Origin of the sequence: Chryseomicrobium palamuruense (assembly GCF_042649045.1) — a bacterium.
Classification (GTDB): Bacteria; Bacillota; Bacilli; order Bacillales_A; family Planococcaceae; genus Chryseomicrobium; species Chryseomicrobium palamuruense.
In genome coordinates this window covers 173,296-194,073 of record NZ_JBHSEF010000023.1, presented here as the reverse complement: position 1 = coordinate 194,073, position 20,778 = coordinate 173,296, and the positions used below count along the sequence as shown (strand labels likewise).

Annotated in this window: 22 protein-coding genes; all 22 read left to right on the top strand. The window is 44.2% G+C overall.

Annotation, left to right across the window (positions count from 1 at the left end; translation table 11 throughout):
* The first annotated feature begins 6 nt into the window (after positions 1 to 6).
* Positions 7 to 573 (top strand): copper resistance CopC family protein, encoded by a 567-nt coding sequence (locus tag ACFO0S_RS10670; protein ID WP_378142015.1) that lies wholly within the window; start codon positions 7 to 9, stop codon positions 571 to 573.
* A complete protein-coding gene (locus tag ACFO0S_RS10665; protein ID WP_378142014.1) occupies positions 573 to 1,409 on the top strand; it encodes a copper resistance D family protein in 837 nt (278 codons plus the stop codon). Before ACFO0S_RS10670 ends, ACFO0S_RS10665 begins: the two co-directional genes overlap by 1 nt.
* A gap of 276 nt (positions 1,410 to 1,685) precedes the next feature.
* Positions 1,686 to 2,258 carry an ANTAR domain-containing response regulator gene (locus ACFO0S_RS10660; protein WP_378142012.1) on the top strand — a complete coding sequence of 191 codons (573 nt, stop codon included), beginning with the start codon at positions 1,686 to 1,688 and terminating at the stop codon, positions 2,256 to 2,258.
* Between the two features lie 113 nt (positions 2,259 to 2,371).
* A complete protein-coding gene (eutH, locus tag ACFO0S_RS10655) occupies positions 2,372 to 3,649 on the top strand; it encodes an ethanolamine utilization protein EutH (protein WP_378142011.1) in 1,278 nt (425 codons plus the stop codon).
* A 30-nt stretch (positions 3,650 to 3,679) separates the two neighbouring features.
* Positions 3,680 to 4,021, top strand: a complete 342-nt coding sequence (gene eutS, locus ACFO0S_RS10650; protein WP_378142010.1) for an ethanolamine utilization microcompartment protein EutS — start codon at positions 3,680 to 3,682, stop codon at positions 4,019 to 4,021.
* Positions 4,022 to 4,033: 12 nt separating this feature from the next.
* On the top strand, positions 4,034 to 4,522 hold the full coding sequence (locus ACFO0S_RS10645; RefSeq protein ID WP_378142009.1) for a EutP/PduV family microcompartment system protein: 489 nt from the start codon (positions 4,034 to 4,036) through the stop codon (positions 4,520 to 4,522).
* Between the two features lie 148 nt (positions 4,523 to 4,670).
* A complete protein-coding gene (locus ACFO0S_RS10640; RefSeq protein ID WP_378142008.1) occupies positions 4,671 to 6,116 on the top strand; it encodes an ethanolamine ammonia-lyase reactivating factor EutA in 1,446 nt (481 codons plus the stop codon).
* A 14-nt stretch (positions 6,117 to 6,130) separates the two neighbouring features.
* Positions 6,131 to 7,495 carry an ethanolamine ammonia-lyase subunit EutB gene (locus ACFO0S_RS10635; RefSeq protein ID WP_378142006.1) on the top strand — a complete coding sequence of 455 codons (1,365 nt, stop codon included), beginning with the start codon at positions 6,131 to 6,133 and terminating at the stop codon, positions 7,493 to 7,495.
* Between the two features lie 12 nt (positions 7,496 to 7,507).
* Positions 7,508 to 8,497: an ethanolamine ammonia-lyase subunit EutC gene (eutC, locus tag ACFO0S_RS10630; protein ID WP_378142005.1), complete on the top strand. Its 990-nt coding sequence runs from the start codon at positions 7,508 to 7,510 to the stop codon at positions 8,495 to 8,497.
* 2 nt (positions 8,498 to 8,499) lie between these two features.
* A complete protein-coding gene (gene eutL / locus ACFO0S_RS10625; RefSeq protein WP_378142002.1) occupies positions 8,500 to 9,147 on the top strand; it encodes an ethanolamine utilization microcompartment protein EutL in 648 nt (215 codons plus the stop codon).
* Positions 9,148 to 9,162: 15 nt separating this feature from the next.
* Entirely contained in the window at positions 9,163 to 10,668 is a 1,506-nt protein-coding gene (locus ACFO0S_RS10620) for an aldehyde dehydrogenase family protein (protein WP_378142001.1), read from the top strand.
* Between the two features lie 26 nt (positions 10,669 to 10,694).
* The gene (locus tag ACFO0S_RS10615) at positions 10,695 to 10,982 is read left to right on the top strand and encodes a BMC domain-containing protein (protein WP_378142000.1); all 288 of its coding nucleotides are present in this window, start codon (positions 10,695 to 10,697) and stop codon (positions 10,980 to 10,982) included.
* 19 nt (positions 10,983 to 11,001) lie between these two features.
* A complete protein-coding gene (pduL, locus tag ACFO0S_RS10610) occupies positions 11,002 to 11,871 on the top strand; it encodes a phosphate propanoyltransferase (protein WP_378141999.1) in 870 nt (289 codons plus the stop codon).
* A 9-nt stretch (positions 11,872 to 11,880) separates the two neighbouring features.
* Positions 11,881 to 12,183: a EutN/CcmL family microcompartment protein gene (locus ACFO0S_RS10605; RefSeq protein WP_378141998.1), complete on the top strand. Its 303-nt coding sequence runs from the start codon at positions 11,881 to 11,883 to the stop codon at positions 12,181 to 12,183.
* Positions 12,158 to 12,490, top strand: coding sequence for a BMC domain-containing protein (locus ACFO0S_RS10600; protein ID WP_378141997.1), 333 nt, complete (start codon positions 12,158 to 12,160; stop codon positions 12,488 to 12,490). Before ACFO0S_RS10605 ends, ACFO0S_RS10600 begins: the two co-directional genes overlap by 26 nt.
* A 12-nt stretch (positions 12,491 to 12,502) precedes the next feature.
* Positions 12,503 to 13,441, top strand: a complete 939-nt coding sequence (gene mdh / locus ACFO0S_RS10595) for a malate dehydrogenase (protein WP_378141996.1) — start codon at positions 12,503 to 12,505, stop codon at positions 13,439 to 13,441.
* Between the two features lie 78 nt (positions 13,442 to 13,519).
* Positions 13,520 to 14,887 carry an ethanolamine ammonia-lyase subunit EutB gene (locus tag ACFO0S_RS10590; protein ID WP_378141994.1) on the top strand — a complete coding sequence of 456 codons (1,368 nt, stop codon included), beginning with the start codon at positions 13,520 to 13,522 and terminating at the stop codon, positions 14,885 to 14,887.
* A 12-nt stretch (positions 14,888 to 14,899) separates the two neighbouring features.
* The gene (eutC, locus tag ACFO0S_RS10585; RefSeq protein WP_378141992.1) at positions 14,900 to 15,763 is read left to right on the top strand and encodes an ethanolamine ammonia-lyase subunit EutC; all 864 of its coding nucleotides are present in this window, start codon (positions 14,900 to 14,902) and stop codon (positions 15,761 to 15,763) included.
* A 51-nt stretch (positions 15,764 to 15,814) separates the two neighbouring features.
* Positions 15,815 to 17,260 (top strand): sensor histidine kinase, encoded by a 1,446-nt coding sequence (locus ACFO0S_RS10580; protein ID WP_378141991.1) that lies wholly within the window; start codon positions 15,815 to 15,817, stop codon positions 17,258 to 17,260.
* Between the two features lie 213 nt (positions 17,261 to 17,473).
* Positions 17,474 to 18,622 (top strand): acyl-CoA dehydrogenase family protein, encoded by a 1,149-nt coding sequence (locus tag ACFO0S_RS10575; RefSeq protein ID WP_378141989.1) that lies wholly within the window; start codon positions 17,474 to 17,476, stop codon positions 18,620 to 18,622.
* Between the two features lie 15 nt (positions 18,623 to 18,637).
* Positions 18,638 to 19,222, top strand: a complete 585-nt coding sequence (locus ACFO0S_RS10570) for a TetR/AcrR family transcriptional regulator (protein WP_378141987.1) — start codon at positions 18,638 to 18,640, stop codon at positions 19,220 to 19,222.
* A gap of 12 nt (positions 19,223 to 19,234) precedes the next feature.
* Positions 19,235 to 20,740 (top strand): class I adenylate-forming enzyme family protein, encoded by a 1,506-nt coding sequence (locus ACFO0S_RS10565; protein ID WP_378141986.1) that lies wholly within the window; start codon positions 19,235 to 19,237, stop codon positions 20,738 to 20,740.
* Positions 20,741 to 20,778 lie beyond the last annotated feature (38 nt).

The window sequence follows — 20,778 nt, the reverse complement described above, 5'->3', positions numbered from 1 at the left end:
ATTTACATGAAAACAATAGGACAACTGATGATAATCGGACTAATCTTTTTTATGACGGCATCGGTCACCTTCGCGCATACCGATTTAAGTAAGACAAATCCAGAAGATGGGACAGAACTGACAGCGTCTGTCAGCGAAATTGTTTTAACCTATTCAGGTCAAATTGAAGAAGGTAGTGCGTTTGATGTGACCAACGAACAAGGAGAGGTCATTCCTGTAGAAAACTTTGTGGTGGCTGACGGTGTGCTGACAGGCATGCTTGAATCCCCATTAGAAAATGGTGCATACACTGTGAACTGGAATAGCATCAGTGAAGACGGACACCCACTGAGTGGCACCTTTTCATTTACAGTAGCGGTACCTGAAGAAGTGGCTCCCACTGAACAGGAAGAGGTCGAAGAGACAGAGGCTCCTGTAGAACAAGCGGCCGAAGAATCTACAGAAGAAGCTGTCGTAGATGCGACTGCTACAGAAACCAATGGATCACCCTCATTTATTTGGATCATTGCAGGTCTAGTTCTCGTCCTTGTCGCGGGAAGTCTGTGGATGGTCGTGAAACGTAAGAACGTCTAATGGAATGGCTTGTCATCATTGGACAGCTGGTACTGTCGCTTGGCCTCGCTGTTCTTGTAGGAAGTTTCATAGTACTCGCCGTCCCTGAATCGAAGAGACCCTCTCTTACGATTCCGCCTTTAGTGATTGCTGGAAGTGTAATTGGGGTTCTCGTCGGAACATTTATTCCTGTACTTCAGATCACTTTTGCATTGATGCCTAGATTATCGTTTACATCTGCACTAGAAATGGTCCTGCTGTCGTATCGTACAGGTCTCGCCTGGAGCTTTACCCTTCTGAGCAGCGTATTCCTGCTAGTTCTCTATGCTCTATTTGGTCACCGGAAGGAACGGAGATATCACGTCGGATATTTAGCCCTGACGGTGGTGATGATCGGTACGATTGCCTGGGCAAGTCATGCCAGCTCTGTGGCACTTTTGCGAGGGTTTCTTGGGGATTTTCTTCATTTACTTGCAGCTGCGGTTTGGGTCGGAGTGGTGTTTGTCATCGCTTGGTTTTCAAAAGATACGTCACACTGGACTGAATGGTTAAAGTGGTTTTCTCCCGTTGCTTTCTTGAGTTTTGTCACATTGGGGATTAGCGGATTATTGCTGATGGACTTGATGGTTCCAAATTATGTAGCAGGGCTTCGCACCGCCTATGGGCAAGGTCTTCTTATAAAGCATCTGCTTATGATTCCATTGATTTTCTATATCGTCGTCAATAGTTTTTTTATGAAACGATGGATGGAAGCGCGCAATGTGAATCCTATTCCCTGGGTGCGTGCAGAATCACTCATCTTATTTGCTATTTTTCTTGCAACAGCCTACTTCAGTCATCAGGCACCACCGAATTAAGTAGATACGTCCAGGAGCATGAATTTTTTTACAACAGAGAATCGAATTTATAAGATATTCCCCATCCATTTTTCGATTCACTAGTCATAAAGAATCACCTAAATTATGAGACTATTCAAAAATAACTTGATTCTTGAAATGTATCCCCTTACAATAAAACTGATACTCAGTGACGACTAAAGAAAAACAACGGCGTTTTTCATTTAGACGCAACCACTGCTTTACTGGTTAACCAGTTGCATGAGTTCTAATTTCCGAAGAAGGGAAGGACTCCGCATGAAAAAGCGTATTCTTATCGCTGAAGATGAATCGCTGATCCGTATGGATGTACGATTGATGCTTGAAGACAACGGCTATGAAGTTGTAGGAGAGGCCGGGAATGGAGACAAGGCAATTGAACTTGCTTTTGCACATCGTCCGGATTTAATTCTAATGGATATCAAAATGCCAAAGATCAATGGGCTGCAAGCGAGTCAAGTGATTGCCAGTCAGCTTGATTTACCGATCCTACTTATCACTGCCTACAGTCAGAAAGAATTTATCGAAAAAGCACGCCAAGACAATATCGTTGGCTATTTAGTGAAACCCATTTCGGAAGCCAACCTCCTTCCTGCTGTCGAAGTAGCCCTTCATCAAGCGGACAAGACCAAACGCCTAAAAGGAGATGTCCAGAAAGCCAATGAAATGGTTGAAAAACGAAAACTTGTCGAACGTGCGAAAGGGATTTTGATGGACCGAGAACATCTCAGTGAACCAGAAGCGTTTAAAAAAATGCGATCTACCAGCATGTCACGTCAAATCACCTTAGAATCTCTTGCCAAGGAAATTATTGAACACGTCCATAACTAAGCAACGGCGCTTAAAGAAAAGAAATTTTCTTTAGGCGTCTTTTTGTTTGTTGCGGAAAGGACACGTGAATTCGTGTCAACTGAGGAGAAAAACACATAGGGGAGGAAAACAGAATGGCGTTAATCGGAACAATCGTGGTGTATATCATCATGGCATGTGCGGTTGCAGGGGCATTTGCCTCTATTAAAGATCCAGACCGGGGTCTTGGAAAAGAATTCATGAATGGGTTACATGCAGTTGGTCACATCTTTGTACCTGCTGCAGGAATCATGGCATCCATTCCATATCTAACATGGTTTATCGACCGTTTCGTTGGACCGTTTTTCAACATGATTGGAGCGGATCCAGCTATTGCCGCCACAACGATCCTTGCTTCAGATATGGGAGGCTACCAATTAGCAGATGCACTAAAAGCATCTTACGAAGGATGGGTAATGGCCTTAATTGTAGGTTTTATGGCGGGGGCTACCATTGTATTCTCCATTCCGATGGGATTGGCAATGCTCGACAAGCGCGACCATAAATATATGGCACTTGGGGTTATGGCGGGCGTATTAACGATTCCGATTGGTGCACTCATCTCTGCTGTACTTATTGTTTTATTTGACACGAATGTGCGTGAAGTCGTGAGCACCACAGCGGAATCTAGTTATGAATTTGCGATTAGTTATGGGCAGATTTTAGTTAATCTCTTGCCACTGCTCATCTTTGTTGTGATCATCGCAGCAGGATTAAAGTTCTTCCCGAACGCGATGATTACTGGATTCATGGGCTTTGGCCGCTTCCTTGATGCAGGAATCAAGTTAGTCCTGGTGTTCTCGATAGTTGAAATTTTTACAGGTTTATTTACAAACGTCTTTGGCGCTTGGGGCTTTGACCCGATCATGGCGGATGAAGAAGATCAATTCCGTGCCTTAGAAACAGCAGGGTATATCGGAATCATGCTTGCGGGGGCCTTCCCAATGGTTTACTTAATCCGTAAATTCTTCTCTTCTCCACTCGAAGCGGGCGGACGTAAGATTGGATTAACTTCTGTCGGAAGTGCAGGACTACTTGCGACGATTGCCAATATTTTAGCGATGTTCACACTCGTTCGTTACATGCGACCAAAAGACAAGGTCATCAACATTGCCTTTGCGGTGTGTGCTGCGTTCTTATTAGGAGATCATTTATCGTTCACAGCCAACTTCCAACCGAATATCATTTTACCTGTTATCTTAGGGAAGTTGATTGCCGGGATTATCGCCATTGGCTTTGCGTATTGGCTTTCGGTTCCGACTGCATTACGCCTTGAAGAGGAAGACCGTGCAAGTGGTTTGATCCGTCCAGGTGAGTACGTGGATAAAGAATACGGGGAACACGAAGAGATTCCAACACCAAGACGTGTGTAACAGGAGTCCGGAAAGGAGAGGAAGAGGACAGTGAGTGAAGAGAAAAAGCGTTTTATCCAGGAGTTTGTGCCGGGTAAACAAATTACCTTATCCCATTTAATCGCCAATCCTGACCCGGATATGTTTGTTAAACTAGGGATTGAAGAAGCAGGTGCTCTTGGCATTTTGACTTGTACGCCAAGTGAGACTGTTATTATTGCAGGCGACCTGGCAACAAAAGCAGCCAGTGTGAAAATTGGGTTTCTTGACCGCTTTACAGGAAGTCTGGTCATTGTTGGCAGTGTATCTGAAGTAGAGATGGCGATGGAAGCAATCAACCGATTTTTATCAGAACGCCTTGGATATAGTACAGCGCCAATCACAAAATCCTAAGGAGGCCACAACTTGAGAAACCGCGTGATGATGATGGGGCCGATTGGCGCTGGAAAGACGACACTGACCAATGCTTTATTGGAAACTGAATCGTCTGCAACAAAAACACAGACCTTGTCTTACAGAGACTGGATTGTGGATACGCCAGGGGAATACATGGAAAACCCGTATTATTATAAGACGATTATGGCGACTGCATTAGAAGTCACACACTTAATTTTCTTGTTTGATGCCACTAGTGCAAAGCTGACGTTTCCACCTGGATTTAGTCAAGGTTTTACCAAGCTTCCCATTGGAGTGATTACGAAATCGGACCATCCAGAAGCGAATGTGGAACGGGCCATCCGTATCTTACGGATGGCCTTGCCGAAAGGACCGATTGTGGTCACATCTGCTGTAACAAGGAAAGGTTTAGAGCATATCAAAGAGCTAGTGGCATGCTCTACCACTCAAGCGATGAAAGACTATGCAGAGTCTCACTCGTCTGAAATTTTAATTTAGTCGAATCTTTACAAAAATAATGGAGTTTGATAGGATGAGTGTATTCGTAACAAGTCCATAATCAGGCAAAGGCGCCTTACCCATGATATGCCATTCGCATATCGTGTGTAATGGCGTCTTTTTTCGTTTTTTAGAGGGAGGGAAGAGCATGTGGGAGAGGCCGCGCAAAAGAGAGTCGATGCTCAGTGCCGGCATTGACGTGGGGACAAGTACAACCAAAATGATTGTCAGTCGTTTTGAACTCATGAATGTGGCAGGTGCTACCCATGTCCCTCGTATTGAAATTGTGGAAACAGAAATTTTATATCAAAGCCCTATTTATCGAACACCCCTTTTAGATGCATCCACGATTGATGTGGCCAAAGTGGAAGAGCTCGTTCGGGGAGAATATAAAAAAGCAGGTGTAAGGCCGGAAGAGATTGAAACAGGCGCGGTTATCATCACGGGTGAGACGGCAACGAAAAAAAATGCGCGAGAGATGGTCAACCATTTATCTGAGCATGCCGGTGATTTTCTTGTCGCTACAGCAGGACCCGATCTCGAAGGAATGATTGCTGCCAAAGGTTCGGGTGCATTTGATGAGTCAGCGAAAAGTTATGCCCCTATTGCGAACGTCGATATTGGAGGAGGTACGGCAAACATTGCCGTCTATCATCAGAAAAAGCTCCTTGGTACGTGCACAATGCATGTGGGAGGAAGGTTGATTGAATTTGAGAACGGGAAGATTCGTTCCATCTCGCCGCCTATTGAAAAGCTTCTTCAGAAAAAAGGGTGGACACTCCATGTTGGAGATCCATCGGATGAACCCGTTGTTGCGAAAGTCATTGACGAACTGACTGCAGCGCTTTTCCGCATTCTCTCACAAAGTCCTGAACCGATCGATGAAGTGCTGGTACTTGGTCATCTGCCAAACTGGTCCAGGCCCATTGAAACCGTCATGTTTTCAGGTGGAGTGGCAGAGTGCATGTATCAGTACGAAGAGCAAGGTGCTTCTCCCGCTCAGTACAATGATATCGGACAACAATTGGCTCATAAAATCTTGCAGGAAAAATCGAAGTCGGATTGGCGCTGGTTAGAACCAAAGGAGACCGTACGTGCTACCGTGCTCGGTGCAGGAGCGCATACCACAGAAATTAGTGGAGCCACAATCCAGGTGCAGGCAGACGAACTTCCGCTGAAGAACCTACCAGTATATGAATTCGATTTTGAACAGAACTTTGTTGAACGACTTCCTCAGATGGAAAATGCAATAAGTCAGGCACTTGATCTTTATGATGCATACCGTGAAGGTCAGAACTTTGCGTTATATCTTTCAGGACTTCCATATATGAAGTTCCAAGCCATTCAGCAACTCGCGGAACAAGTGATGAAGGTGATGAACCGAAGAGCTGACCCGTCACTTCCGGTCGTACTTGTTTTAGAAACAGATCACGCAAAAGTGCTTGGACAGACATTGCATGCCATGCAGGTAAAGCAGAGCATTATCTGTATCGACCAAATCAAAGTAGAGCACGGTGACTATCTGGATATCGGACGATCACTTGCTTCAGATACTGTACCAGTGGTCATCAAAACATTGACTTTTCATAGCTAAAAGGAGGAATTGCTGTGAAGCTATCCGCTACACTCGGCGGAGAAACGTATTCATTTCGGGACTTAAAAGAGGTAATGGCAAAAGCCAATGAAGAAAAATCAGGGGACCGTTTAGCAGGCGTTGCTGCTGAAACTGTACAGGAACGAATTGCTGCGAAGACGGTTCTTAGCGAACTGTTGCTCGAAGACATTCGAAATCACCCGTTAATTGCTCCGGAAGAAGATGAAGTTTCTCGCATTATTGAAGAAGACATCAACGAACGTGTGTATGAAGAGATCAAACGCTGGTCCGTTGCTGAACTGCGTGAGTATATTCTGCATCTGTCAACAGGTCACAGGGAACTGATGCGAATCAGTCGGGGACTTACCTCGGAAATGATTGCGGCAGTCACCAAGATCATGTCCAATCTCGACTTGGTACACGCAGCAAACAAAATTGAAATTATCACGACATGCAATATTTCTATCGGACAACAGGGGACTCTTGCCTCTCGTTTACAACCAAACCATCCGACGGACAATGTTGACGGAATGATTGCTTCGTTAAAAGATGGCTTATCCTACGGAATTGGGGATGCCGTCATTGGAATCAACCCCGTAGATGACTCGGTAGAGAGTGTCAAACGACTGTTGCATGCAACACATGATTTTATCCGTGAATGGCAAATCCCTACGCAGAACTGTGTACTCGCTCACGTAACAACACAAATGAAAGCGATTCAACAAGGGGCTCCGGCGGATATGATTTTCCAGAGTATTGCAGGAACAGAGAAAGCCAATCGTTCATTTGGCATCTCGGCGGAACTCATTGCAGAAGCCCAGCAGGTAGCCAAGAAGCACGGAACAGGAACCGGACCACAAGGATTGTACTTTGAAACAGGACAAGGTTCAGAACTCTCAGCGGAAGCCCATCACGGATTAGATCAAGTGACACTGGAGTCAAGAAACTATGGTTTCGCTAGACGATACGATCCGTTCATCGTCAATACGGTCGTCGGTTTTATCGGACCGGAATACTTGTATAACAGTAAACAAGTTATTCGGGCTGGGCTTGAAGATCATTTTATGGGAAAAATGCATGGTATACCAATGGGTGTTGATATTTGTTACACGAATCACATCAAAGCAGATCAAAATGACATGGAAGACCTTGGCGTCCTTTTATCTGCAGCGGGTGTCAACTTCATTATCGCTACACCAATGGGTGACGATTGTATGTTGAACTATCAATCGATGAGTTACCATGATGTCGCAACACTGCGATCGACAATGAGTAAACTGCCCTCTCCAGAATATCTCACGTGGTTAGAGAACATGGGGATTTACGAAAACGGAAGACTGGGTCCAAACGCTGGCAAGATTGAACTCTTTAACCGATAGGAGGTGAAAGCAGTGAATGAACAACTCGTTGAACAAATTACCAAGCTGGTGATGGCGGAACTAAATGAAATAGAATCGGCTTCTCAGAGTGCATCTGTTGCCCTCAGATCAACCAGTCCTAAAGGACGGGTAGAAATCGAAAAACGTAAAAAAGAACCAGAGGGAACCGTTACATTACATTCGCTAACTTCCTCATCATCCAAGCCGGTACAAAAGCAATCCAAGGTAAGAGAATCGTTTTCTCCGTCAGTTAAAGCGGAAGAATCTCGCCAAGTTGAAAAGAAAAATGCTGCCGTAAGTGATGATATCCGAGCCATGAAAAAGACAACGCCTGCAAGAATTGGGGTAGGACGAGCTGGATCTAGACCGAAGACAGACACATGGCTTCAATTTCGTTTTGACCATGCCGCGGCTGTTGATGCCGTTTACGGAGAAGTACCAGATGAACTGATTGAGCGGCTCGGGTTCTTCCAAGTAACGACACGTGTGAAAGATAAAGAAGAGTATATTCTGCGTCCGGACCTTGGACGCCGACTTTCGGATGACAGTAAGGAAAAAGTCAAACGGGAATGTAAGAAAAACCCCACAGTTCAGATTATCTCGTCGAATGGATTAAGTGCAAAAGCTGTAGAAGAGAATCTTGAAGATGTATACCTCAGTCTCCAACAAGCGCTGAAGCAATTGAATCTTGATGTCGGTACACCTTTTTATATTGATAAGGGACGGGTTGCATTAATGGATGAGATTGGGGAATTGCTGCAGCCAGATGTGGTCATTTACTTGATTGGAGAGCGTCCTGGACTTGTTTCCGCTGAATCTCTGAGTGCCTATGTGTGTTATCAGCCACGATTCGGAACAATTGAAGCGGACCGGATGGTGGTCTCCAATATTCATAAAGGAGGCATTCCTGCTGTAGAAGCTGGGGCATACCTTGGAACATTGATTAAAAAAATACTCCATTATCAAGCCAGTGGTGTGAACTTGGTGAAGAAGGAGGCGTGACGATGACAAAAATCTTTGGGGAATTACTAGCGATGCATATCATTCCGAATGTGCAGGACGATATGCGACAGGCATATGGACTGAGAGAACATGAACGCAGCTTAGGATTGTTTACATCGACAATTGATGATGTGGGGTACACGGCAGCAGATGAAGCAACGAAAAAGGCAGATGTGCGTGTCGTGTATGCCAAGAGCTTTTACGCCGGAGCCGCACATGCCTCAGGTCCACTCTCTGGAGAGTTTATTGGTATACTAGCTGGCCCATCTCCAGAAGAAATCCGGAGTGGCCTCGATGCTGTTCGACAAACGGTAGAAACAGATGCTTACTTTGAAGCCATCAATGGGGATGAAGGGCATACCCTTTATGCAAAAACTATTTCCAGTTGCGGTACATTTCTAGCGGAACAAGCAGGGGTTTCAGAAGGTCAGGCACTGGCGTATCTCATTGCCCCTCCTCTTGAGGCAATGGTCGGACTGGATGCCGCTTTAAAAGCAGCTGATGTTCGAATTTGTGAATTGTTTAACCCACCTTCAGAAACGAACTTTGGTGGAGCTTTACTTACGGGTAGTCAGTCTTCGTGTCAGGCAGCTGCTGATGCATTTCGAGAAACTATAGAACGACTCGCTCAGCAACCTGTGCAGTATTAGGAAAGGAGGAATCATATGGTTACATTAGTGGACAACGATCTTCTTGCTCTACAAGAGATGAGGCAAGCCGTGGAGGCAGCCAATAAAGCGCAGAAGGAATATATGAATTTCACTCAAGAACAAGTCGATAAAATTGTGAAGGCAGCAGCAGATGCCGCTTACCAAGCCTCTGAAAGGCTAGGGAAGTTGGCTGTTGAAGAAACTGGAATGGGCGTTGCCGAACACAAAAAGTTGAAAAATGAAGTTGGGTCACGCGATGTGTATGAAAGCATCAAGAATTTAAAGAGTGTGGGCGTTGTTTCAGAAGACAGAACGAACAAAGTAGTTGAGATTGCTGCACCATTTGGAGTCGTTGGGGGTATCATCCCTACTACGAATCCGACATCCACAGCATTCTTCAAAACACTGATTGCTCTGAAGACGCGCAACGCCATCGTTGTCAGTCCTCACCCCTATGCAATTGAGTGTACAAAAGAAGCATTACGCGTGTGTGCAGACGCAGCAGAAAAAGCTGGAGCTCCAAAAGGGCTCGTGCAGTGTCTCACTCTCGGTTCGATGGAAGCGACGCAAGAATTGATGAAACATAAAGATATTCATTTAATCTTGGCTACAGGTGGTGGCGCTCTTGTTCGGGCGGCATATAGTTCAGGAAAACCTGCATACGGCGTAGGGCCTGGTAATGTTCCTGTTTATATTGAACGTTCTGCCCGAATTGATAAAGCGGTGGCTCAAATTGTTGATAGTAAGTCGTTTGATTATGGAACGATTTGTGCTACAGAACAAGCCCTCGTCGTGGATCAGGCCATTAAAAATCAAGTGTTTAAAGCGCTTGAGAAGAACGGCGCGTATCTGTTAAATGACGAAGAAAAGAAGAAGATGGAAAAGACCATCTCGCCAGTTCCGGGAAAAGTGAATCCCAAAATCGTTGGAAAAAGTCCACAGACCATTGCTGAACTTGCGGGAATCACTATTCCCGAAGGGACCCGAATTATTGTCGGAATGGAAGACCGTGTAGGGAAAGATGTGCCTTTCTCCCTTGAGAAACTATCCCCTATCTTCGCATTTTATGAAGTACGTGATTCTACGCATGCCAAGGAAGTCTGCCTGGACCTCTTAAATTTAGGTGGACGAGGACATAGTCTTTCCATCCATACACAAGACGACCGAATCGCACGAGACTTTTCTATTGAGATGCCGGTTTCTCGTATACTTGTAAACACATTGTCGTCGATTGGAGCAGTCGGAGGTACGACGGGACTTAAACCCTCTCTAACACTTGGGTGTGGGACGTTCGGAGGGAATATTACATCCGATAACATTTCTGCTCACCATTTGTTGAACATCAAGCGTATGGCCTATGGAACAAAAGATGTGTCGCTACCAAAAGTGTTACCAGTCAAAGCATCTTCTAAAGAGGTTACCCAACAAGTACTCAAATCAGTTGGCTCCATTAATGGACTCGACGAAGCACAGGTGAAACAGCTTGTCACTCAAATTGTGAACCAATTAACTACTAAATAAAAGCAAATTTAAAGGAGGACATACACATGTCAAGAGAAGGTACAGCATTAGGAATGGTAGAAACCAAAGGATTAATCGGATCAATTGAAGCAGCAGATGCAATGGTTAAGGCAGCTAGTGTGCATTTAGTTGGAAAAGTACATGTGGGTGGCGGTATAGTCACAGTTCTTGTACGCGGCGATGTAGGCGCAGTTAAAGCAGCAACAGATGCAGGTGCAGCAGCGGCACAGCGTGTGGGAGAATTATTATCTGTCCACGTGATTCCACGTCCACATAACGAACTTGAAATGATTTTGCCAAAATCGGAGAACTAATAGATAAGAGGAAAGGGGAATGTCGATGGATCCGCAATTGATTCAGACGATAGTCAGAGAGGTACTCGCTTCTTTAGAGGCAGATACCCAGCAAACACCCGATTCTTCTGTGCCGATTGCTATTTCCGCAAGACATGTTCATCTCTCGGAAGAGCACATAGAGCAGTTGTTTGGAAAGGGGTATCAGCTCACGAAGCGAGCCGACCTCTCCCAACCTGGTCAATTTGCTGCAGAAGAGACCGTTCATATCGCGGGACCAAAAGGCAGCTTTACCCGTGTACGTGTACTCGGTCCTGCAAGGAAGCTCACTCAAGTAGAAGTCAGTCAGACCGACACCATCACATTAGGTGTCTCTGCTCCGGTCCGCGAATCAGGAGATATCGCAGGTTCCGCTGGAGTCACATTAATTGGGCCTAAAGGAAGTTTATATCTAAATGAGGGACTGATTGTGGCACAAGCACATATTCACATGTCACCTCAAGATGCCGCCCGTTACCAGGTCCAGGACCAAGAATATGTAGAAGTTTTAATTGATTCAGATCGCCCTCTACGGTTCCAAAGGGTCAAAGTTCGCGTATCTGATCGATATCGATTAGAAATGCATATAGATACGGACGAAGCGAATGCAGCTTTTCTACAGAAAAAAGGTAGGGGTCAACTGATTAAAGCAGGAGAAGTAGTGCCTCAACAGATTGCATTAGAACAAACACAGGTCAAACAGGTTTCTTCTGAACGCATAACGTATACAAAAAAACTGCTGACGAAAGAAGATGTAGAGAGTCTTCAAGGAAAAGAGGTCCGTCTTCCAAAAGGAACGATTGTGACCGATCTTGCGAAAGATTTTGCGAGAGAACGAGGCATCGCGCTCTCGTTTGAGACAGGAAAGTAGGTGCCCTAAATGCAAATGGGAAAAGTGATTGGCAACGTATGGGCAACACGGAAAGAAGAAGGATTGGAAGGGTTGAAGCTCCTCATCGTTCAACCTGTCAACTCTGCGGGCAAACCGATTCGTACCCAGCTTGTTGCAGCTGACAGAATTGGGGCCGGTATCGGGGATGATGTGTTAGTGACTTCCGGAGGGTCATCCCGCTATATCATGAAAGAGAAATCTTTGCCGATAGATGCTGTGATTGTCGGCATTATTGACTCGACAGAGGTAGAAAGAGGTGGGCTAAATGAGTCAAGCGATTGGAATGATTGAAACAAAAGGCCTCATCGGTTCCATTGAAGCCGCAGATGCGATGATTAAAGCTGCCAACGTCTCCCTTGTGAAGCAGGAGATGATTGACGGTGGGATTGTAACGGTTATTGTTAAAGGAGATGTGGGAGCTGTTCAGGCTGCCGTATCGGCTGGAGAAGAGGCAGCGAAACGCACGGGTGAACTGCTTGGTGCTCATGTGATTCCGCGTCCAGATACAGATGTTTATGAGATGTTGGATCCAAAGCCTTTACCGCCTGCACCACAAGTGAATAAGCCTGCGAAACCAGCCCCACCAAACGAAGCGTAAGGGAGAGATTGTATGGCTTTCACACGTCCGAAAATTGCTGTTATCGGTGCAGGATTCACAGGAGCGACAGTTGCATTGATGGCTGCTCAAAAAGAACTAGGAGATGTCGTTCTCATCGATACACCTGAACAAGAGAACCCAACGAAGGGAAAGGCCTTGGATATCCTAGAAACGGGACCTGTTCAACGCTTTAATGCTCATGTAAAGGGCTCGTCTGATTATGAGACCATTCGAGGAGCCGACCTGGTAATCATTACAGCAGGAATTGCACGTAAACCGGGTATGAGTCGTGATGATTTAGTAGCGACAAATGCAAAGATAATGCGATCCGTTGCTGAAAACGTAAAGAAGTATGCTCCAGATAGCTATATTCTTGTCCTGAGTAACCCCGTTGATGCGATGACCTATGTTTGTTATCAGACAACAGGATTCCCGAAGAACCGCGTCATTGGTCAATCAGGTGTGCTCGACACGGCTCGTTTTAATACGTTTGTCGCTGAAGAACTGAATGTCTCTGTAGAAGATGTTTCTGGTTTTGTGTTGGGAGGGCATGGCGATGATATGGTTCCGCTTGTGCGTTATTCCAATGCAGGGGGCATTCCACTCGAGAAGTTAATTCCTCAACAACGGATGGATGCAATTGTCGAGAGAACTCGAAAAGGCGGTGGCGAGATCGTCGCACTTCTTGGAAATGGTTCCGCGTACTATGCACCAGCTGCTTCCCTCGTGGAAATGGCAGAATCCATCTTACGTGATAAAAAACGAATCCTTCCATCCATTGCGTATTTAGAAGGAGAATATGGGTACAGTGATCTGTATTTAGGGGTTCCGACGATTCTAGGTGGAGATGGAATTGAAAGCATTATTGAGTTGCCACTCACGACAGAGGAAAAAGAAGCACTGGACCGGTCGGCGGAGTCTGTTCGCTCTGTGCTCAAACTATGTAAATAATTTTTCTGGCAAAGGCGCCGGTCTCAATGAATCATTGGGCTGGTGTTTTTTTGTCTTTTTAGGGGAAGGTGAAGAGGTATGCCAAAGTTAACATGTACAGTAAAAGGGGAAACGTATACATTTTCATCCGTTCGTGAGGTACTGGCAAAAGCGAGTGAAGCCAAATCAGGCGATGTGATGTCGGGTGTCGCTGCGACAAGTGCTCTCGAACGAATGGCAGCGAAGGTCGTTTTGAGTGAACTCACGCTTGAAGATATTTACGAAAATCCGGTCATTTCCTATGAGGAAGATGAGGTGACGCGGATTATTTATGATGACGTCAGTCAACCCATTTATCAGTCCTTAAAAGGTTGGACGGTTGGGGAGTTACGAAACCGCATCTTGTCATATGAAACGACGACGGATCATTTGATTAAATGGTCGAGAGGTTTAACAAGTGAGATGATCGCAGGCGTAGCTAAACTCATGTCGAGCATTGACCTTGTCCTTGCCTCCCAAAAGATGAAGTTCACTGCACATTGCAATACAACAATTGGGGAACGAGGGCGACTCGCTTTTCGTTGTCAACCGAATCATCCGAACGATGTACCGGAAGGAATCCTTTATTCAATCAAGGAAGGGTTATCTTACGGAGCAGGAGATGCCGTGATTGGGATTAACCCGAATGTCGATTCTGTGGAATCTGTGAAGCGACTGTTGACGCTATCTCATGATTTTATCGAGCGATGGGAGATTCCCACGCAAAACTGCGTACTTGCGCACATTACAACCCAAATGGATGCCATGAAAAAAGGAGCGCCGATTGCCTTGATGTTCCAGAGTCTTGCAGGTACCCAGCGGGCAAATGAAGCATTTGGTATTTCTCGTGATATTTTAACAGAAGGCTATGAAATGATGCGCACGATGGGAACATCAGCGGGACCAAACTTTATGTATTTTGAAACGGGACAAGGGTCGGAAGTGTCCCTAGACGCCGATCATAAAGTCGATATGCAAACATTAGAAGCACGGAGCTATGGGTTTGCTAAACACTGGAAGCCGTTCATGGTCAACAACGTATCAGGTTTTATTGGGCCGGAAACATTATATGATGGCCGACAGCTGATTCGAGCGGACCTCGAAGATGTCTTTATGGGGAAACTGTCAGGTCTCCCGATGGGAATTGCGCCGACCTATACAAACCATATGGAAGCCGATCAAAACGACCAAGAGATCGGGGGCATGTTAACCGCATTAGCTGGCGCAAACTTTTATATGGGCGTGCCTGGCGGGGATGATGTCATGCTCAATTATCAGGACACAAGTTATCATGATGATGCATCATTACGTGAAATGCTGGGGTTACGTCCACTCCGAGAATTTGAAAAGTGGATGGAGAGAATGGGCATCATGGAAAATGGTCGTTTAACAAAACGGGCAGGCGACTTATCTATTTTTGAAGACTAGGAGGTGAAATGAATGGACTTAGAAAAGATTGTCAAACAAATAATAGATGAAGTTATGCGAAACCAAGAGAGTACGTTTATACCTAAATCTGATGAGCGTAGCAAAAGAACGGTTCACTTCCCTGAAGAATTTGAAATGGGAGTTGAGAATCCGTATAAAGAAGAAGCGATCCGCCATGCCCAGTCAATTACACCCGCACGGATTGGTATCGGACGGGCAGGTTCACGTATGAAAACGCAGAGTTATCTACAATTCCGGATTGACCATGCAGCTGCTCAAGATGCCGTTCGTAAAGATGTAAACCCTGAAGTAATCGAAGCATTGGATCTCCCTATTCTTGAAACACGTGCGGAATCCCTGAAGAACTACCTAATGGATCTAGATGCAGGACGAAAACTGTCAGACCGTTCCAAAGAATGGCTTCAAAAGAACGGCGAGAAGGACGTTCAAGTACAGATCTTGGTTTGTGATGGACTCAGCTCTTCTGCCGTAGAGGCAAATGTTGGGGACTTGCTCCCTGCATTGACACAAGGACTACTTCTCAAAAATATTAAAGTAGGGAAACCTCTCTTTATCAAACGGGCACGAGTATGGGTTCAGGATGAAGTGGCTCAATTACTCAATGCCGAATTCGTCATTTCACTGATTGGCGAACGTCCAGGACTGAATACAGATGAAAGTATGAGTGCGTATATGGTTTATAAACCTACAGACAAAACGGTAGAAGCGGACCGAACTGTGATTTCTAATATTCACAAAGAAGGTCTGGCTCCTGTAGAAGCTGGCGCACATTTATCAGGACTGATTGAAAAAATGCTTCAAGCTAAGTCTTCAGGGGTGGCGTTTGCTCGTCAAAACAACTTGCAAGACGTGTAGAAATACGAAAAGATAGAAGGTACAACTAAGCTAAAGGTGGTTGACGAGTCTATGAGCGAAACCACGCTTCACCAATTATGTCGTTTATATACAAACTTGAAAGCGGAAGACATTGCTATCCTAGAAAAAGTGGCTGATACGTTGCCTCAGTATGCCGAATTGACGGGCAATTATATGTACATTGATTGTTTGTTACAGTCAGGGGACCACGGGATTGTCGTAGCAGAAGCTCTTCCACGCACGCCTGACGCGGCATACAAAGATCGAGTACTTGGAAAGTTAGTGTTCGAAGCATTTGAACCGGCCGTTCTACTTTGTCATAAGACCGGGAGAAAGTCGCTGAAACACCGGGCGATCACACAAGAAGGGAAAGTGGTCGAACAGAGTGTGATACCGATTTACAATGACAGCCATGAAGTGATAGGAACGTTAATTATGGAGGCGGATCGGAGTGAGGAATCCTCAGCTCCAAATGGAGGGACACTCCCCATCAAGTCGATGGATATGGGACCCTTCTCTGACAACCCGATGGTGGCAGACTTACTAATGGAAATTATCTTCATGACAGACGATCAGCAACGCCTTGTCTATGCCAACCCTTCCGGTATCAAGTTTTTACATGAAATTCAAGGCGAGCGTGATTGGGTAAACCAACCTGTGGGACACGTCTTACCCTTTCTCGAAGGGTTACTTCATCACAAAGAAGAAGTGTTTATCTCAGAAGTTCTCGCAGGACAACGTGTCTTAGAGGTCAAGAAAGTTCATATGCGAACGAAGCGGAATGAGCTGGAAGGGTTGCTCTTCATTATTCAAGACTTGACGGAGCTCCGCTTAAAAGAAAAAGAGTTGTTGAAAAAGTCAGTTGTCATTAAAGAGATTCATCACCGGGTGAAAAATAACCTCCAGACGGTCGCGAGCTTGTTGAGATTACAGATGCGTAAAGGATTATCGGTGGAAAGTAAGAGCCATTTTGAAGATACGTTGCACCGAGTATATAGCATCTCTGCGGTCTATGAATTGATTCTTGCTAATGAAGATGCTGATCAAGATGATGTGGATGTCATTGAGCTTACCTCCAAGATTGGATCGACAATGATGTTGAATGATTTGGATCATCAAATTGAGTTCCGGGTAGTATCAAACGGTTATACCTTACTTGCTTCTTCACGAAAAGCAGTGTCCATTGCTCTGATTGTCAATGAACTCGTACAGAATTCATTGAAGCATGCATTTCCCCATCAAGCAGGAACGATTTGTGTAGAGTTTAAAGTGAAGCAAGAGTTTATCGAGATGCATATCAGTGATGATGGGAAGGGAATGGAAGGATATACCCGTTCCTTAGGTCTTGATATTGTTCGTAATTTGATTGTGAACGATCTTGAAGGTGAATTTGTATATAAACAAGTAAAAAAAGGTACACACGCAAGTATTATTTTTCCGATACATGATGAGATCTTAGTGCACTCGGTAAGTGTACACAATAGAGTAGGAGACTAGCCAATAGAGCTAGTCTTTTTTGTTTGTTTAATAATTAAACGAAAGTCAGACCTTGTAATACCTTATGTTAAATCAATTTCCACTATAATTTTATTATATGTTTAAAATTTAAACTTTGTTCAAAAAACTCTTTACTTCAAAGAAAACAGGAATTATACTTAACTTAATTATCAGAAAATTAAGTGTAATCAACTAATTTATGGGGGAATTCTTGTGTCTACTTTACACTTTACGAGTGAGCACGAATTGTTCAGAAAATCTTTGAGAAAAATGTTAGAAAAGGAAGCCTATCCTTTTTACGAGGAATGGGAAGAAAAGAGAGAAATACCTCGTTCCATCTGGACTAAATTGGGCGAGAACGGGTTTCTTCTCCCATGGGTGAAAGAAGAGTATGGAGGACTAGGTCTAGATTTTTCCTATTCAATGATTTTAATTGAAGAGCTTGAACGTGTGGGTCAGGGTTTAGCTGGTGGTGTGTGTCTGCATTCAGAAATTGTAAGCCCTTACATTGTTGAATTGGGGACAGATGAGCAAAAAGAGAGATGGCTGCCAAAATGTATCAGTGGAGAAATAATTACGGCGATTGCCATGACCGAACCGGGTGCAGGATCAGATTTAGCAAATATCAAAACGACTGCTCGGCGTGAAGGAGACCACTACATTCTAAATGGAGAAAAAACATTTATTACGAATGCTATAGACTCCGATCTAGCTGTAGTTGTTTGTAAGACGGATCCGTCAGCAGAACCGGCTCATAGAGGAATCAGCCTCATTGTTGTAGAAACAGGAACTCCGGGTTACAAGAAGGGAAAAAAGCTCGACAAGATTGGCATACATAGTGGAGATACGGGTGAGCTGATCTTTGAAGATGCGAAAGTTCCGGTAAGTAACCTTTTAGGCGAAGAAAACAAAGGTTTTTATTACTTGATGGGTCATCTGCAACAGGAACGGCTGGTTGTAGCTATTCAATGCCAAATTGAAGCAGAAGTCATGTTCGATATTACGAGAGCCTATGTGAAAGAACGCAAAGCCTTCGGGAAGCCGATTAGTCAGTTTCAAAATACTCAATTTAAATTAGTCGAAATTGCAACGGAGTTAGAACTGGGAAGGACCTATTTGAACTCTGTGACTAATCGACATATTGAGGGTGAAGACATTGTCAAAGAAGTATCCATGGCGAAATGGTGGATCAGTGAGATGGCAAAAAGAACGGCCGCAGAATGTCTTCAATTACATGGAGGCTATGGCTATATGGAGGAATATGAAATTGCACGTAGGTATCGCGATATTCCAGTTGCTAGTATTTATGCAGGAACGACCGAAATTATGAAGACCATCATTGCTAAACAACTGGAGCTTTAGAAAAGAGGGTGTGCTATGAAGCGCTCAGAAATGAAAGTCAAGAAAAAGAAAGAAGATATCATCCTTTCCGCAATTGCCATTATGAATCGACAAGGAACAAAAGGAGCCACTATGGAACAAATAGCTGCGGAGCTCCTCATGACAAAAGGTTCTCTCTATTATTATTTTCGTAATAAAGAAGATCTCATTTTTCAATGTCATGTTCTTGTTCTTTCACGAGCCAATGAAGACATTCACCAAGTAGTGATTAGTGAGAAGAGTTATGAGGAGCGATTGCGAGAAATGATTGCCCTTCATATCGATTATGCAATTAATGAAAAAGAAACGTTTAATATGATCATTCGGCCGGATAAGACCTTTGCTGAAGAACAATTACAGCCATTATTTGAAAAGCGAGCAATTTACTCTCGATTTTTTGATGAAATTATCGAAAAAGGGATGGAAGCAGGGGAGTTTGAAAAAGTAGATGTGCGAATGGTACGAATGATGCTACTTGGTGCAATGAACTGGATTCAACAATGGTACAAAGTAGATGGGAAAAATTCAATTGAAGAAATCCAGCAATTGTATGCCGATTATTTAATCAAATTATTGAAGTAAAGGGGTAGAGCCATGTTTATTACAGGTCGATTAACAGAACATGCAACAACTCAAGGGGATAAAGTCATCACGTCATTTGCAGGAAGACAATTAACGTATCAACAATTCTACGAGCAAGCGAAACGATTGGCAGCTTACTATCAGTCAAAAGGTTTAAAAAAGGGAGACCCTATCGCCTTCTTATTGCCGAATAGTGATTACTTCTTGGTTGCCTATTATGCAGCGCATTTAGGAGGTTTTGCTGCTCTCCCGATTAACCATAAACTCGCTGCACCAGAAATTCAGTACATTTTGGAACACTCTGAAGCAAAGCACCTGATTTATGATACTCGCTTTGACGATACACTGAAACAACTTTCAGATACCCTTCAACAAGTAGAAACGGTACTCAAAGTAGGGTCTGAACACTCGCTAGAAGAGGTCTTGAATGATTCTTCGTTCATCTATGAATCTGTAGACCTTACTTCTAAAGATGTGAATGTCATTTTTTATACTTCGGGTACAACAGGTCGACCAAAAGGGGTCATGTTGAGCGCTGGCGCAACAGAGGCGACTGCTCAAATATGGGGAGAAGCCATGGGCTTGAATCACGAGGATCGAGTGCAAATTGTCACACCCCTGTTTCACTGCGCAGCTAGTCACGTGTTTAGCATCCCTGTTATTTATGCAGGGGGAACCATCGTCATTGAAGAAGCATTTTCACCAGAAGCTGCAATGGACACTCTCGAAAATGAAGATATTACGATTTTCTTTGGAGTTCCAGCTATGTATAGCATCTTATTGAATAATCCACGGATGAAGGAGCTGAATTTGCCAAAACTTCGCCTCTTCACCTATGGAGCCGCACCAATGCCATATGAATTAGTTAAAAAAGTAAAAGAGTTGTATCCGAATGTAAGCGTCCAAAACTTATATGGTCAAACTGAAAATTCTCCAGCAGCAACTACGCTTAAAGATCATTTTGCATTAGACAAGATCGGTTCCGTAGGTGAAATGTTACCAAAAACGGAAGTTCAAGTAGTCGATGAATTCGGTGAGTCATTGCCAACAGGTCAAGTGGGCGAGATTGTTGTGAAAGGCCCACAGTTAATGAATGGGTATTTAAAAAATGAAGAAGCGACAAACCAAGCGATTCAGAATGGTTGGTTATATACAGGGGATTTAGGAAGATTTGATGAAGATGGATTATTGTATATCGTCGACCGGAAAAAAGACATGATCATTAGGGGTGGTGAAAATGTCTATCCGGTTGAAGTAGAGGAAGTCTTGTATCAGATTCCTGAAGTATTAGAGGCCGCTGTCGTGGGTGTTCCTCATCCGGTATATGGTGAAGTTCCTAAAGCATATGTAGTGTTGAAAAACGACCAACATCTTACAGAAGAAGATGTAAAAACATATTGCAGTAAGAATATTGCAAAATATAAAATTCCTGAAGAAATTGATTTCTTAGAAGAGTTGCCACGGAATGCGAGTGGAAAAGTACTCAAGAATGTTTTACGAGAGCATCAAACAGCTTAACCACAGGGATTGAATGAAAGTAAATACAAATCAAAGGG